Source organism: Zafaria cholistanensis (genome assembly GCF_008580665.1).
GTDB classification, from domain to species: Bacteria; Actinomycetota; Actinomycetes; order Actinomycetales; family Micrococcaceae; genus Zafaria; species Zafaria cholistanensis.
Genome location: NZ_BKDJ01000007.1, coordinates 93055 through 109060 on the forward strand (window position 1 = coordinate 93055; position 16006 = coordinate 109060).

Annotated in this window: 10 protein-coding genes; 8 read left to right on the forward strand and 2 right to left on the reverse strand. The window is 70.1% G+C overall.

Annotation, left to right across the window (positions count from 1 at the left end; all coding sequences use genetic code 11):
* Window positions 1–315 precede the first annotated feature (315 nt).
* On the forward strand, window positions 316–3840 hold the full coding sequence (locus tag NCCP_RS08200) for a proline dehydrogenase family protein (protein ID WP_225873762.1): 3525 nt from the start codon (window positions 316–318) through the stop codon (window positions 3838–3840).
* Window positions 3841–4018: 178 nt separating this feature from the next.
* Window positions 4019–4543 (forward strand): ferritin, encoded by a 525-nt coding sequence (locus NCCP_RS08205; protein ID WP_149956755.1) that lies wholly within the window; start codon window positions 4019–4021, stop codon window positions 4541–4543.
* A gap of 208 nt (window positions 4544–4751) precedes the next feature.
* Here NCCP_RS08205 and NCCP_RS08210 read toward each other — a convergent pair whose 3' ends face one another.
* Both NCCP_RS08210 and NCCP_RS08215 read right to left on the reverse strand, forming a co-directional pair.
* Window positions 4752–5381, reverse strand: coding sequence for a hypothetical protein (locus NCCP_RS08210; protein ID WP_149956756.1), 630 nt, complete (start codon window positions 5379–5381; stop codon window positions 4752–4754).
* Between the two features lie 7 nt (window positions 5382–5388).
* Window positions 5389–7341 carry a primary-amine oxidase gene (locus NCCP_RS08215; RefSeq protein WP_149956757.1) on the reverse strand — a complete coding sequence of 651 codons (1953 nt, stop codon included), beginning with the start codon at window positions 7339–7341 and terminating at the stop codon, window positions 5389–5391.
* A 508-nt stretch (window positions 7342–7849) separates the two neighbouring features.
* Between NCCP_RS08215 and NCCP_RS08220 the strand changes: the two genes are divergently transcribed.
* The 6 genes from NCCP_RS08220 to NCCP_RS08245 all read left to right on the forward strand — a co-directional run bounded on the left by NCCP_RS08220 (window position 7850) and on the right by NCCP_RS08245 (window position 15934).
* Entirely contained in the window at window positions 7850–9541 is a 1692-nt protein-coding gene (locus NCCP_RS08220) for an amidohydrolase (RefSeq protein WP_149956758.1), read from the forward strand.
* Between the two features lie 41 nt (window positions 9542–9582).
* Entirely contained in the window at window positions 9583–10752 is a 1170-nt protein-coding gene (locus NCCP_RS08225) for an MFS transporter (protein ID WP_149956759.1), read from the forward strand.
* 63 nt (window positions 10753–10815) lie between these two features.
* Window positions 10816–11409 carry a TetR/AcrR family transcriptional regulator gene (locus NCCP_RS08230; protein ID WP_149956760.1) on the forward strand — a complete coding sequence of 198 codons (594 nt, stop codon included), beginning with the start codon at window positions 10816–10818 and terminating at the stop codon, window positions 11407–11409.
* Between the two features lie 139 nt (window positions 11410–11548).
* Window positions 11549–12505 (forward strand): AraC-like ligand-binding domain-containing protein, encoded by a 957-nt coding sequence (locus tag NCCP_RS08235; protein WP_149956761.1) that lies wholly within the window; start codon window positions 11549–11551, stop codon window positions 12503–12505.
* 258 nt (window positions 12506–12763) lie between these two features.
* Window positions 12764–14392, forward strand: a complete 1629-nt coding sequence (locus NCCP_RS08240) for an APC family permease (RefSeq protein ID WP_149956762.1) — start codon at window positions 12764–12766, stop codon at window positions 14390–14392.
* 111 nt (window positions 14393–14503) lie between these two features.
* On the forward strand, window positions 14504–15934 hold the full coding sequence (locus tag NCCP_RS08245; RefSeq protein WP_149956763.1) for an aldehyde dehydrogenase family protein: 1431 nt from the start codon (window positions 14504–14506) through the stop codon (window positions 15932–15934).
* Window positions 15935–16006 lie beyond the last annotated feature (72 nt).

The following is a 16006-nucleotide window of genomic DNA, read 5'->3' on the forward strand; positions in this document are numbered from 1 at the left end:
GCCTCCGAAAGGGTCGGTAAATCGTTCAGGATTTCCGAACATTATCCTCCGGATTTCCGTGCTTTTTCTAATGTAATTCGCGCCGCATACTGGGTTGGCACTCCGCACCACCATGCGGAACAGCCTCCCTTCCCCCTTCCCGCACGCCCCAAGGAGTCCACCACCGTGCACCTGACGCCCCCGATCCCTTCCGGCACCGCACCCCGGGAGTCCGCCCGTCCCCGGGTTTCCCGCCGCTCCGGCCCGGACCCGCACGGTGCCGGTCAGCACGCCGGGTGCCCCCAGCCCCGGCCCCAAGACCTCGCCGAAGACGCAGTGGCCCTGGTCCGCCGGTGGCTCACCGAGGCGGCCCAGGTTCCGGTGGATGCCTCGGCCGCGCAGCTCGCGGGCGTCCTGAAGGACCCCAACGGGCTGGACTTCACGGTCGGCTTCGTCGACGGCGTCGTGCGCCCCGAGGACCTCTCGGTCGCGGCCCGCAACCTGCGCGCGCTGGCGCCGAAGGTCCCCTCCTTCCTGCCCTGGTACATGCGTTCGGCCGTGGCGCTGGGCGGGGCGCTGGCGCCGGTGCTGCCGGGGGTCGTGGTGCCCGTGGCCCGCCGCGTCCTGCGCGAGATGGTCGGACACCTGATCGTGGATGCCACCGACGCCAAGCTGGGCCGCTCCATCGCGAAGATCCGCAGGGACGGCGTCCGCCTGAACGTGAACCTGCTGGGTGAGGCCATCCTGGGCGAGGCGGAGGCAGCCCGGCGGCTGGAGGGCACCCGCCGCCTGCTGGCCCGGGACGACGTCGACTACGTCTCCATTAAGGTCTCCTCCACCGTCGCCCCGCACAACCACTGGGCCTTCGACGAGGCCGTGGCCCACATCGAAGAGCAGCTCGCCCCGCTCTACCGCCTGGCCGCCTCCGCCACGCCCCGGCGCAAGTTCATCAACCTGGACATGGAGGAGTACAAGGACCTGGAGCTGACCATCGCGGTCTTCACCCGGATCCTGGACCGTCCCGAGTTCCGCGACCTCGAGGCGGGCATCGTCCTGCAGGCCTACCTGCCGGACGCGCTCTCGGCCATGATGCGGCTGCAGGAGTGGACGGCCGCCCGCGTCAAGGCCGGCGGCGCTCCCATCAAGGTCCGCGTGGTCAAGGGCGCCAACCTGCCGATGGAAACGGTCGACGCGGACCTGCACGGCTGGCCGCTGGCCACCTGGGGCAGCAAGCAGGAAACGGACACCTCCTACAAGGCGGTCCTGGACTACGCGCTGGAGCCGGACCGGACAGCCAACGTGCGCATCGGCGTGGCCGGACACAACCTCTTCGACATTGCCCTGGCCTGGCTGCTGGCCAAGGCCCGCGGCGTCACGGACGGGATCGAGTTCGAGATGCTCCTGGGCATGGCCACCGGTCAGGCCGAGGCGGTCCGGCGTGAAGTCGGCTCGCTGCTGCTGTACACCCCGGTGGTGCACCCGGGGGAGTTCGACGTCGCCATCGCCTACCTGATCCGCCGCCTCGAGGAGGGCGCCAGCCAGGAGAACTTCATGTCCGCCGTCTTCGAACTGGAGGCGAACGAAGCGCTCTTCGAGCGCGAAAAGCAGCGCTTCCTGGCCTCGCTGGACGCGCTGACTGCCGAGGTGCCGGGCCCGAACCGCACCCAGGACCGCTCCGCGTTCGACGCCGCGGCCGCCGAGGCGCGGATCGCGGACCTGGCCGCCGGCCGGGCGGAGTTCACCAACACCCCGGACACCGATCCGGACCTGCCGGCGAACCGCACTTGGGGCCGGGCGATCACCGGGCGCATGCGCGGCTCCGGCCTCGGTGCCGCGACCGTCCGCGAGAACACCCTCACCACCCCCGAGCAGCTGGAGCACGTCATGTCCGCCGCAGTGGCGGCGGCTGCCGGCTGGCAGGCGCTGGGAGCGGACCGCCGCGCCGAGATCCTCCACCGGGCCGGCGTCGTCATGGAGGCGCGCCGCGCCGAGTTGCTGGAGGTCATGGGCTCCGAGTGCGGCAAAACCCTGGACCAGGGCGATCCCGAGGTGTCCGAAGCCATCGACTTCGCCCACTACTACGCCGGTCTCGGCCAGGAGCTTGAGCGCGTCGACGGCGCCACCTACGTGCCCTCGAAGCTGACGGTGGTGACCCCGCCGTGGAACTTCCCGGTGGCGATTCCCGCCGGTTCCACCCTCTCGGCACTCGCCGCAGGTTCCGCCGTCGTCATCAAGCCGGCCCACCCGGCCGCGCGCAGCGGTGCGGTGATGGTGGAGGCCCTCTGGGAGGCGGGCGTCCCGCGCGACGTGCTCCAGTACGTCCAGCTCTCCGAGCGCGAGCTCGGCACGCAGTTAATCTCCCACCCGGCCGTGGACCGGCTGATCCTCACCGGCGGGTACGAGACCGCCGAGCTGTTCCGCTCCTTCCGCCCGGACCTGCCGCTGCTGGCCGAGACCTCCGGCAAGAACGCGATCATCGTGACCCCGTCCGCGGACCTGGACCTGGCCGCCCGGGACGTGGCGGCCTCCGCGTTCGGGCACGCCGGGCAGAAGTGCTCGGCCGCGTCCCTGGTGGTACTGGTTGGCTCCGTCGCCACCTCCCGGCGCTTCCGCGACCAGCTGGTCGATGCCGTCCGTTCGCTGCACGTGGGCTACCCCTGGGACCCGCGCACCCGCATGGGCCCGGTCATCGAGCCGGCCCGGGGCAAGCTGCTGCGGGGGCTGACCGTGCTGGGCGAGGGCGAGCACTGGGTGCTGGAACCGCGCCCGCTGGATGCCTCGGGGAAGCTGTGGAGCCCGGGCATCCGGGCCGGCGTCCAGCCAGGATCTGAGTTCCACCGGATCGAGTACTTCGGCCCCATCCTGGGCGTGATGACGGCCGCGACGCTGGAGGAAGCGGTGGGCATCGTCAACGACATCGACTATGGGCTCACCTCAGGACTGCACTCCCTGAACCCGGAGGAGCTGGGCTACTGGCTGGACAACGTGCAGGCCGGAAACCTGTACGTCAACCGCGGCATCACCGGGGCGATCGTGCGCCGCCAGCCGTTCGGCGGGTGGAAGAAGTCGGCGATCGGCGCCGGCACCAAGGCCGGCGGCCCGAACTACCTGATCGGGCTGGGGTCCTGGAAGGACGCCCCCGTTGACGCTGCGGACCGTGGTTCCGCGCCGTCACCGGCCACCGGCCTGGCCGCTCCGCTGCTGGAGGCGGCCCGCGCCGCGGGCCTGCCCGAGGCCGACGCCGCCTGGCTGGAGCAGGCGGTCGCGACTGACGCCGCCGCCTGGCGCGCAGAGTTCGGCACCGCGAAGGATGTCTCCGGGCTGGCCGCGGAGCGCAACGTGTTCCGCTACCGCCCGGTCCCGGTGACCGTGCGCTATGAGGCGGAAACTTCCGGCCACGGACCCGCCGAACTGCTGCGGGTGGCCGCGGCAGGCCTGCGCGCCTGGTCCGGCATCGAAACCTCCGGCGTCCAGGCATCCGGTGTCCAAACATCCGGTGTCCAAACATCCGGAGCCCACCTGACGGTGAGCAGCGCCGTCGAACTCCCCGCCCCGCTCATGGCCGCGCTGGCCAAGGCCGGGGTTCCCGTCCGGATCGAGGACGCGGACCAGTGGGCGCGGCGCGCCCGCGAACTCGCCGGGAAGACCGGCCCGGAGTCGGCCGCCCGGATTCGCCTGATCGGCGGCTCGGTGTCCGCCACCGCCGCCGCGACCGGGGGAAAGCCCGACGTCGCCATCTACGCCGGCGACGTGGTCTCCGCCGGCCGGGTGGAACTGCTGACGTTCCTCCACGAACAGGCCGTGTCCATCACGGCGCACCGTTTCGGAACGCCAAACCACCTCAGCGACGGGCTGGTCTGACACCCCACGGAACCGGCGGAGGCCCCTGGTGCGCCTCCGCCGGTTCCGTGTCCGGCAAAGGCCCGATTTCGCCCCGGTACAACCGTGCCGTACATCCGTCCCGCGCCCCCGCCCGGGCCCCGGTTTGGCTAGGCGTTCCTTGCTACCACGCAGGATGGCCGGCCGGTAGCGTGGGCGCATGGCAACTTTCAAGGAACTTCTCAGCGAGCAGATCGGCCACGAGTTTGCGGCCTCCCAGCAGTACATCGCAATCGCGGTGTGGTACGACAACCAGGACCTTCCGCAGTTGGCCCGCCACTTTTATGAGCAGGCCGTCGAGGAGCGGAACCACGCCATGATGCTGGTGCAGTACCAGTTGGACCGCGACCTGCCCACGTCCATCCCGGGGGTTTCCCAGCCCATCAACGACTTCGCCGACCACAAGGCGCCCATCGCACTGGCCCTGAACCAGGAGAAGCAGGTCACCTCCCAAATCGAGGCGCTCTTCGCCGCGGCCCGTGCCGAGGGCGACGCCCTGGGCGAGCAGTTCATGCTCTGGTTCCTGAAGGAGCAGGTCGAGGAGGTCGCGTCGATGAACACGCTGCTGACCATCGCCGAGCGCACCAACAACCTCTTCGACATCGAGAACTTCGTTGCCCGTGAAACCGTGGGCGACTCCGGCCAGGACGCCTCCGCCCCCACCGCGGCCGGCGGCGCACTCTAGCCGCACGCACACCAAAACGGCGGCGGAAGGAGAACCCCTTCCGCCGCCGTTTTGGTGTGCCTCCCGTGTATGACGCCGGGTTTCCGGAACGGATCGCCGGACAGCCGCCCACCCCGGGGAGGCCGGAGGACGGCCCTGGTTGGACGGCCCTGGTTGGACGGCATTGGCTGGACGGGTTTGGCTGGCTGGGCTGGCCGGACGGGCGGGCTTAGCGCCGGCGCCGCAGCGCGAACCCGGCCGACCAGGCCACCGCCAGTTCCAGCCCCGCGATCCCCAGCATCGCGCCTCCCTGGGCGCCTTCTTCGGGGAACCCGCCTCCCTGGACGTCTCCCTGGGCTCCGTCTCCCTGGGCGCCTTCTCCCTGGGTCCCGTCTCCCGGGATCAGGCTTCCCTGCAGGCCGGAGCCCAGCCCCGCCGCAGCCTGCACGGGCAGGTTCTGCCCCGCCGGAGCCGGCGCCGCTGGCACCGCCGCATGGTGTGTCCCGTGCCCGGTGGAGGTCCCGCCGGGGCCGAGGAACAGCGCAAGGTGCAGCACCATCATGGCCAGGGACATGGCCAGCAGCGAGGACAACCCGTGGACCGAGGGCCTGCGCCACGTCTTCACGGCGCAGGCGCCGCAGGCCAGGGACATGGCGGCGAACAGTGCCGTCAGCCAGGGGCCGTGGTGGTGCGTGGCGAGCAGCAGTCCGTGGGCCGCGAACGCGGCCGCGGCCAGCCCGGCGGCCGCCCGGGCCGGCACCGCGGGGGGCGCGGCGGGGGACGCCGGCCCGCACGGGACGGATGCCTTGGGGCGGTTGTGGCCGGCCGGGGCGGCCGTCCACAACGCGGTCTGGGCCACTGCCGCCCTACTGGTGGCAGTGCTTGCCGGGTGCCGGGGCCGGGACGTCCAGGACCGGGGAGCGGTCGAAGAAGCCCTCAGGACGCAGCTTGAACCCCACGTGGTCCACGGGCATGATCGGCCAGTCCTCGACGCGCGGGTAGTGCGTGAGTCCGAAGGTGTGCCACAGGACAATTTCCTGGCCGTCGATGTCCCGGTCCTGCGCGATGTAGGCGGGCAGGCCGGCGCCGCCCGGGTGCTGGTTGACGAAGTCCCCGGTGGGGTAGCGCTCATCCTCGCTGCGCCGGGTAACCCACAGGGCCTTCGTGGCGAAGGCGGCGCGCCGGGCCACGGAGGAGGAGGGGTCGGCCAGCAGGGTCGGGTGGCCCTGCGGGTGCAGCTTGTAGCCCACCGGCTCGCCCAGGCGGTTGCGCGACTGCTCGTTCTGCACAATCCAGGCGCGGCCGGAGGCCATGTCGGTGTCCCGCACGGCCTCGGATTCGCGGGCCAGCACGGTGCGCTTGCGGGTGAAGGCGTTGCCGCGGGGGTTTTCGGCCGAGACCGGGACGCGCACGGCCTCCTCCTCGACCACCCGGTTGGGTCCGCCGTCGAGGGCGAAGTCCAGGCGGGCGCCGAAGAGGTGCTGGTGGAACGGGGCACCGAGGCCGGGGGCCATCTCCGAGGAGTACGGGTAGTCCTTGGACGGCTGGGCGCTGGTGAACACGACGCCGGTGGCCTTGGCCTCGAACTCGATCGTGCCGTCCAGGTAGAGGTACCAGTAGAAGCCGTAGTCGTAGTTGCCGATGGTGGTGAAGAAGCTGATCACCAGGCGGCGGTTGCGGCGGGTGTAGTTCACCCCGCTCCAGAGGTCGGAGTGCTTGGCGAGGATGGAGAAGTCCTCCTCGTGCATGCAGATGCCATTGTGGATGGTGCGCGGGTTGCCGAAGGCATCGGAGATGACCGGGGAGATGTAGTGGATCTCGCCCAGGCAGTCACAGCCCAGTTCCAGCGAGTTGGCGTACTGGCCCACCAGGTACTCCCCGGTGTCGAAGTAGTTCTGCCAGTTGCGCACCGGCGACGGGTCCCCGTACGGGACCACCATCTCGGCGATGGAGGCGCGGTTGAGGATGCGGCGCACGCGCCCGCCGTCCTCGAAGCCGATGTTGTGCAGCACCAGGCCCTCGCGGACGTCGAAGCCCACGTCCAGGCTCCACTTCTCCCACTCGACGTGGTTGCCTCCGGCCACGGTAAAGGACGGGCCCTCGGGCTGGGTGATCTCGATGGGCTTCTGCGTGGTGCGCAGCGGGCCGGTCAGTTCCGGGTCGGTGAAGTTGCCGTGCTCGGCCGGAACGGGAACGGCGCCGAAGTCCAGGACCTGGTTGACCTTGCCGGAGGTGACGTCCACGTAGGCGACGAGCCCGTCAACCGGGTGTGCCCAGGCGGAGTCGGCCTCATGCTCCTGCACGAAGGCCAGCCCGCGCAGGATGCGCCGGCCCTCCTCCTCCGGGTAGTCGTAGACGCCGGCGGAGAGCGGGGCGACGCGCACCTTGTCCACGTCGAGGTTTCGCTTGGCCAGGGCGGCAAGCCACTCCGGGTGGGTGGAGAGGACCTGTTCGACGACCTCGAATTCCTCCTCCAGGACAGGCAGGTGGCCGTTCGCGGCGGGGTCCAGTTCGACGGCGGATTCGACCTCGGCGCGGGTGGCCGAGACCACGACGTCCTTCGGCGCCCCACCGGTGGTGTCCAGCAGGAAGATCCGGAACCGGCGGTCCACCGCCGGGGAATCCCCTTCGCAGCGGGGGTCAAGGAGCCCCAGGTAGGCGATGCGTGCCGTCTCCGGAAACAGGCCCGCCTTGGCCAGGAGGCCGCGCACGGCGGTGATCTCCTCCGCGGTCGGCAGCGAATAGGCCCCGGCGGGCGCCACGGTCAGCAGGCTGGCGGGGGTGGAGCCGGCATCCGGGGTGGAATGGCACGAGGTCATGGTGTCTCCAAGGTCAGGAACGGGCGAGGGAAGACGGATGCCGGGGACGGGAGCCCCGTGGTGCTGGGCGAACCGTTCCGGCGCCCGGGCGGGCGGGGCGGGAGAGGGGTAGTGGCGGTCCCGCGCCGGGGGCACGCGATGAGGCCGGGCGCGGGGCGGGGTGTGGCGGGTGCCACATTTATTTTCTCTGACTGTAGAGGTTAGCGAATCCTTCGGGGCAGGACAAGGGTTTTCTTTGAGGGGCTGATGGGGTATGTCGTGCGGGCCGAGGCGCGCGCTGCGCCGGGCGGTTGGGGATCCACGGGGCGCGGGCTGCCAAATGCTGGACGCCCAAAGCCAAGCCGTGCCGCGCGCGCCGGCCGCAAGCTGGAGGGGCCGTCTCCGGGCCCCCGGCCAGCCGGCCGCCGGACACTTCCGCCGGCAAGCACCCTGAAACAGGTTGGAAAACCTCCCGGTGTAGAAATTGCTTGCACGTTCCCCATGCACCCCTTCCGAAAGGATCCGCGAGATGGCAGCACAGAGTGCAGACCTCGTTCTTATCAACGGCGTGATCGACACCCTCGACCCGGAACTCGCGCGGACCGATGCCCTGGCGGTCTCCGCCGGCCGAATCGTTGCCCTCGGCGAAGAGGCCGCCGCGCTCGCCGCGGGGGCAGCCGAGGTGGTCGATCTGGAGGGGCGCTACGTGATGCCCGGGCTGTTGGACGTGCACAACCACCACATGCTCGCGGGGCAGATGGACCTGTTCGAGCTGGACGCGCCGCCGACGCTGGGGCTGGACGGCTTCCTGGAGGCGATTGCCGCCTATGCCTCCGGCCTGGGCCCGGAGGAGTGGGTGGTGGGTGGGAACTGGGGATCAGGCCTGCTGCCCGAACTGAACACTCCCGAGGCGCTGGCCCGGCTGGATGCGGCAACCGGGGGCCGTCCGGCACTGCTCAAGGACGACAGCAAGCACAACCGCTGGGCCAACTCGAAGGCCCTGGAGCTGGCGGGTATCGGCGGAGGCACCCCGGACCCCGAGGGCGGGCAGATCCTGCGGGATGCCTCCGGCCGGGCCACGGGGGTGCTGATCGAAGCCGGCGGGGTGCTGGTCGAGCGGGCCCTCGCACGGCTGCAGCCGGTGTCTATCGCGGACCTGGGCATAGCCGCGGCCCGCGGGATCGAAATCCTGCACTCCTACGGCATCACGGGATTCCAGGATGCGGCCGCCTCGCTGCAACTGATGCGGGCGCTGAAAAAGCTGGACGACGACGGAGGCCTGCAGGCCTGGGTAGTGACCAGCATGCAGGCCAACGACTTCATCTTTGGCACCACCCCGCTGGGGGAGGACATCATTGCCCATCGTGAAGAGCTCCGTTCCGCGCACCACCGGCCGGACTTCATAAAGATCTTCCTCGACGGGGTTCCGCCGGCCGGCACCGCCGCGTTCATCGAGCCCTACCTGCCCGCGGCCGGGTTCCCGGAGTGCCACTGCGGCACCACCACCATGGATCCGGCCGAACTCGAGGGGTGGCTGATGGGCACCGCCGAACGCGGGATCTCGGCGAAGATCCACTGCACCGGCGATGCCTCCGTGCGCCTGGTGCTGGACACCGTGGAGAAGGTCCGCGCGGCCGGCCATACGCAGGTTCGCTACCACATCGCCCACGGGCAGTTCGTGCACCCGGAGGACATCCCGCGCTTCGCCGACCTGGACGTGACCGCGGACATTTCCCCGTCGCTGTGGTTCCCCGGCGCCATTTCCGAGGCGATCGCCACGGTGCTGCCCGCGGAGCGGGCCGAAAAGATGCAGCCGAACAGGGCGCTGCTGGACGCCGGGGCCCGGGTGGCCGGCGGTTCGGACTGGCCGGTGAGCGTTTCCCCCAATCCGTGGGAGGGGGTCTACGGGCTGGTGACGCGGAAGGATCCCACCGGCCAGTTCCCGGGAACGCTCTGGCCGGGGCAGGCGATCACGCTCGAGGAGGCCATCCGGGTCTACACCACCGCCTGCGCGGAGGCCATGGGCATCGACGACGTCGCCGGTTCCCTCGTCCCCGGGAAGTCGGCGGACTTCGTGCTGCTCTCCGACGACCCCCACGCAATCGACATTGACCGGGTCCGGTTCATCACCGCCCGCCAGACCTGGTTTGCCGGGGAAAAGGTGTTCGACGCCGGGGCGGGAGCCGGGCAGGACGCGTTCGCCGCCTCCGCGCAGGCCTGACTGCCCCCAGCGTTCCTCCCTCCGTTAAGAAAGGCACCCCCATGGCCACCACCCTGGCTTCCCCCCGCGCCCGTGCCGGGACCGACCGCGGCACCTATACGTACATTGCCGTCTTCAGCGCCGTGCTCTACACCGTGCTGCTGGTCGCCCCGGTAATCGCCGGCAAGCTGGCCGCGCAGTTCAACCTGACCCCCGTGGAACTGGGCATGCTGTTTTCGCTGGAGCTCGGCGCCTTCAGCATGGCCACCGTGCCGGCCTACCTGTGGCTGACGCGCATGGACCTGCGCACCGCGACCTACCTGTTCACCGCGATCGTCATCGCCGGCAACCTTGCCTCGGGCTTTATTGACAGCTTTGCGCTGTTGGTCGTGGCCCGCGTCGTCACCTCGCTGGCCGCCGGGTCCATCACCGTCATCATCCTGTCGCTGAGCGGCAGGACCTCCAACCCCAGCCGGGCTTTCGGCATCTTCGTGGTCTTCCAACTGGCGATGGGCGCGGTGATCCTGGCCGTGTTCCCCGCGCTGTACGCCGGCGCGGACGTGGCGGCAATCTACTGGACTTTGGCCGGACTGGCCGCGCTGTGCCTGTTTGTGGTGCGCTGCATCGACGGCGATGCCCTGCGTGCGTCCCGCGGCGCCAGTGCGGCCCCTGCAGGCGCTCCAGCCAAGCTTCCGGTGGGCAGGTTCGTGTTGGGCATGGCGGCGGTGCTGTTGTTCTACGTTTCGCTCAGTGGCGTCTGGACCTTCATGGCCCAACTCTCCGCTGCCGCCGGGATCGAACTTTCCGCCTCCAGCCTGGTGCTCTCCGTGGCCACCGCCGCCGGCATCATGTCTGCCCTGGTCGCCACACTCTTGGGCGATACGCCGCGGCGGCGCCTGTTCCTGCTGGCCGGCTACCTCGGGATGGCCTGCAGCGTTGCGCTGTTCTTTGGAACGCCGGGACTGGTGCGGTTCGCCGTGGCGGCGGTCATCTTCAAGTTCGCCTGGACCTTCATCCTGCCCTACCTGCTCTCCAGCCTCTCCAGCCTGGGCAGCAGCAGGCACATCATGAACACCACCAACCTGATGATTGGCACCGGCTTCGCGGTGGGACCCGTTGTCTGCGGCAGCCTGATTCAGTCCAGCGGATCGTTCGGCGGGATGCTGGCGCTTTCGTTGGCGGGAGTGCTCGCCTCGCTGGCCTGCGTGATGGGTGCGCAGCGGAAGGCGTAGCCTTCACCGCGGGGGCGCCTAGGATTGCTGGAGGGCCGTCAGACGATGGCCAGGGAAGGAGCCATGCCCAAGATCGTCGACCACGAGCGCCGTCGGGAAGAGATCGTCGAGACCACGTGGCGGATCATCGCCCGGTACGGGCTGGACGCGGCGACGCTGCGCGACGTGGCCGCGGAGGCGGGCTTCGCCAACGGGGCGGTGAAACCGTATTTCCCCACCAAGGCCAGCCTGCTGCTTGCCACTTTCGCGCACGTTTTCAAGCGCACCAGCACGCGCATCAATCTGGTGACAGAGGGGAAGGGCGGCTTCGAAGCGCTGCGGGCCTTCTGCCTGGAGGTCCTGCCGCTGGACGAGGAGCGCATTGATGAGGCACGCGTGGTGATTGCCTTCTGGCCGCTGGCCCTGCAGCGTGGGGGACCGGCCGAACTGTACGATGCGGTGACCCTGGACTGGAGGCGGAAGATCCGTGCCTGGCTGCGGGAAGCCCGCGCGGCTGGAGCCGCGCCGGCCCGGCTGCCCGTGGATGCGGTGGCCGAGACCCTGCTGACCTTCCTGCAGGGGGCGCAGGTCGCCGCGGTGTTCGACCCCGACTTCAACACCCCGGACCAGCTTGAGGCGCAACTGGATGCGCATCTGGGGCTACTGGGCGCGCAGTAGCCGGTGGCGCCGGGGCGCCGGCGCCGGAGCCCGTTATTCAACGGGGGGAGAAAAAAGTGACGTTCATTCCGTTTTGCCGTAAAGTGGCATAACTGTGACACGCATCACCGGTAGTTCCGTCCCCTCCGGAGGCCCGCCCATGCCCACCGCTCCCTACCAGGTCCAGCACGCCGACTCCTTTGCCGCATGGCGGCGGCTGGTGTCCGACTCCTTCGTGCCGCTGGAGGCCACCGCGGTGTGCCCGGGGCCTTTCGCCGGGCGCTTGGGCGGACGCCAGCTCAACGAGGTCGCGATCATGGAGGTGGCCGCGGGCCCACACGCCGTGGAGCGCACGCCCGGGCTGATCGCCGGGTCCGCCACCCCCTACTACAAACTGAACCTGCAAGTCAGCGGGCACGCGCTGCTGGTCCAGGACGGCCGTGAAACCGTGATGCGTCCGGGGGACCTGGCCATCTACGACACCCGGCGTCCCTACACGCTGTCCTTCGACGGCGACTTCACCACCCTCGTGTTGATGTTCCCCCAGCAACTGACCGGGCTGCCGGCGGAGGACGTTGCGGAACTCACCGCCGTGCGCATGGATTCCGGACACCGCCTCGGCTCGGCCGTGGCGCCGTTCCTGAGCCAGATCGGAACCATGCTGCCCAGGCTGGACGGGCCGATCGGACACCGGCTGGCCATGAACGTCGTCGACCTCCTCTCCACCGTCCTCGCGGACGAGGTCTACTCCCGGGCCGGGCAGGCGGTCGGTTCCAACGCGCGCCTGCTGCGCCGGGTCCAGCATTTCATCGGGGCCCAACTCTCCAATCCCGGCCTGGACCCGGCGATGATCGCCGCAGCGCACTTCATGTCCGTGCGCAGCCTGCACAAGCTCTTCGCCGCCTCGGGGCTCACCGTGGCGGGCTGGGTGCGCGAACGCCGCCTCGAGCACTGCCGGCGGGACCTTGCCGATCCGCTGCACGCGGAGGTGCCCGTTGGCGCCATCGGCGCGCGCTGGGGGCTGCCGGACGCAGCCCACTTCAGCCGTGCCTTCCGCGCCGCCTACGGGATCTCCCCGGCGCAGTACCGCAGCGGGCTGGGCGTCCTCGCTTCCTGACCGCGGGTCGCCGCCGTCCCGGCTTCCCGGCCGGGCCGGACGGCGCCTTCCTCCGCGCCCGGTGAGGCGAACCCGTAAAGCAAACCCGGGAGGCAAACCCCTGCGGTTCAGGGAGGCGTGGCCCTCCCTAAGCGGGCGCAGGAAGGCAAGTGCCGGGCAGGGGATGACAAGCCCCGGGGGGTCCATTCCGGGGACAGTGGAGGCAAGTACCATCCAACCCCGCGTCCCATCCCCGGACGCCAGGCCCCAGGAGTTCCCATGAGCCTGAACCATCCCTCCCGGCAGCCCGCCGCCGGGCTGGGCCAGCGCCGTCTGGGCGTCCCGGCACTCGTCTTCATGATCATCGCCGCCTCCGCCCCCCTGACCGTGGTCGCCGGCGGCGTGACCAGCAACTTCGCCGTCACGGGCCTGCTGGGCATTCCGCTGTCCTTCGTGGTGCTGGGGGCCGTGCTGCTGCTCTTCTCGGCCGGCTACTCCGCCATGAGCCAGCACGTGCACAACGCCGGCGCCTTCTACGCCTACATCGCGCGCGGGCTGGGCAAGTCCGCAGGCGTCGGGGCCGCATGGGTGGCGCTGCTTTCCTACAACGCCATGCAGGTCGGCATCTACGGGCTGTTCGGCTTCGCCCTGTCCTCCTTCATTGGCGGTTTCAGCGGCCTCGAACTGCCCTGGTGGGCGTGCGCGCTGGCCGGCTGGGCCGTGGTCGCGGTGCTGGGCGTGAACAAGGTCGACCTCTCCGCCAAGGTCCTTGGCCTGCTGGTGGCCCTGGAGTTCCTGGTGGTCATCGTCTACGACGCCATCGCCTTCGGCGCTGCTCCGGAGGGAGTCGGCGGGCAGTCCCTCGCGCCGGACTCCCTGTTCACGGCCGGCGTGGGTGCGGCCCTGGCGTTCAGCATCGCCGCGTTCATGGGCTTCGAATCCGGCGCCATCTACAACGAGGAAGCCAAGGACCCGCGCACCACCGCCCGCCGGGCCACGCTCATCGCCATCGTCGTCATCGCCGCCTTCTATGCCTTCTCCGCCTGGGCAATGGCCGTGGGCGAGGGAGCCGGGCAGGTGGTGGCACGCTCGCGGGAGTTCGGTCCGGACCTGCTCTTCGTCTTCCTGTCAGAGCACACGCCCCAATGGTTTGTGGACCTGTCCGCCCTGCTGTTCATCACCAGCCTGCTGGCCTCGCTGGTGGCCTTCCACAACGTGGTGGCCAGGTACTTCTTCGCCCTGGGCCGCGAGGGCGTCCTGCCCGCAGTCCTGGCCCGGACCAACCCGCGCACCCAGGCCCCGGCAGCCGGCTCCCTGGCCCAGTCGGGCATCGCGCTGGTGGTGCTCGCCGTGTTCGCCGCCGCCGGAGCCGGACACGAATACGGGCCGCTGTTTCCCGTCCTGACCCTGTTCACCTGGCTGACCAACATGGGGGCCTTCGGGCTGGTCCTGCTGATGGCGCTCACCTCCATGGCCGTGGTGGGGTATTTCCGCCGCCACCGCCACGGGCACGGACCCTGGACACGGGCTGTTGCCCCCGCCCTGGCCGCCGCTGCCCTCACCGTCCTGCTCGGCATGATCGCGGTGAACTTCGACGTCCTGATCGGACTGGAGGAGCCCGGGGTCCTCGGGTGGCTGCTCCCCACTATCGTCGTGGCTGCCGGGGTCATCGGCACCGCCTGGGCCAGGTCAATTGCCCGGACCCGCCCCGAGGTCTACGCGGGCATCGGCCGGGGCGGGGAAGCGGACGCCGAACCCGAAGCGGAGCACGGCACCACCGACCAGGACAGCACTAGCGACCAGCACAGCACTACCGACCAGCAGAGCGTCAGCGACCAGGACGGTCCGGACCACACACTTGCCGGCCACGGCGCGGTGCCTGCCCCTGGCCCGGACCCCAGGGCCTGAACGCCTCCGATCTCCAGCCTTCCAGACCATCCGTCACCGATCCCCGGGCCAAGCCCCACCGAGCGCCCGGCGCACCAACCGTTTGGCCCACCAACACTATAAGGAGCGACCATGACCACTCAGTCAGATATCCAAGGCACCACTTTCGAGGACCTGCTGTCCGCGGTCGAGCCGGCCGTGGGGGGTCGGGAGATTAAGGATCCGGCCACCGGTGAGGTGGTGGGGCGGGCGCCTGAGCATACGGTGGCGGATTTGGAGGCTGCGATTGCCTCGGCCCGTGCCGCGCAGCCGGGCTGGGGGGCGCTGTCCCACGCCGAGCGCTCCGGGTTCCTGAACAAGGCCGCCGATGCCATCGAGGCCAACGCGGAGGCCCTGGCGGTGCTGCTCTCGCGGGAGCAGGGCAAGCCGCTGAACGGGCCGAACGCCCGCTTCGAGGTCGGCGCGTGCGCGGCGTGGCTGCGCGCGACCGCGGCTTTCGAGATTGAGCCCGAGGTCCTCTTCGATGACGAGGGCGGACGGGCCGAGCTGCACCACCGCCCGCTGGGCGTGGTGGGCGCGATCGGGCCGTGGAACTGGCCGATGATGATCGGTGTGTGGCAGCTGGCCCCGGCGTTGCGCATGGGCAACACCGTGGTCATGAAGCCTTCCGAGTACACCCCGCTGTCCGTGCTGGCCCTGGTCCACGTGCTCAACACGGTCCTGCCCGAGGGCATCCTGCACGCCGTGTCGGGGGGCCGGGACGTGGGCGAGGCCCTGGCCGGGCACCCGGAGGTGGACAAGGTCATGTTCACCGGTTCCACCGCCACGGGCAAGGCGATCATCCGTTCCTCCGCCGACACCGTCAAGCGCCTGACCCTGGAACTGGGCGGTAACGACGCCGGGATCGTGCTCCCGGACGCGGACCCCAAGGCTATCGCCGAGGGATTGTTCTGGGGTGCGTTCATCAACACCGGCCAGACCTGCGCGGCGCTGAAGCGGCTCTACGTGCACGAGGATATCTACGAAGAAACCGTCACCGCCCTGGCGGCGGTCGCGGCCGCCATGCCGATGGGTGTGGGGCTGGATGAGAACAACGTGCTCGGCCCCCTGCAGAACAGGTCCCAGTACCAGATCGTCGCGAACCTGGTCCAGGCCGCGAAGGAGTCCGGGGCCCGCATCGTCACCGGTGGCAACCCGGACGAGTCCCAGCCCGGGTTCTTCTACCCGGCCACCCTGGTCGCGGACGTCGACAACGAAAACCCGCTGGTCGCCGAGGAACAGTTCGGACCCGCCCTGCCCATCGTGAAGTACTCCACGATCGACGAGGCGGTGGAGATGGCCAACGCCCTCGAGGTCGGCCTGGGCGCCTCGGTCTGGTCCTCCGATAAGGAGAAGGCCCGCGAGGTGGCCGCCCGCATCGAGGCCGGCACCGTGTGGATCAACAAGCACGGCGCCGTGGACCCGCGCATGCCCTTCGGCGGAGCCAAGCAATCCGGCTACGGCCTGGAGTTCGGCGTCGAGGGCCTCAAGCACCTCGCCCAACCCCAAATCATCAACTACTGACCGGACCCTGACCGAGGCACCGGGCTCCGGCATCCCTGCCGGGGCCCGGTGCCTCGTCGTGGCCCAGTGCAG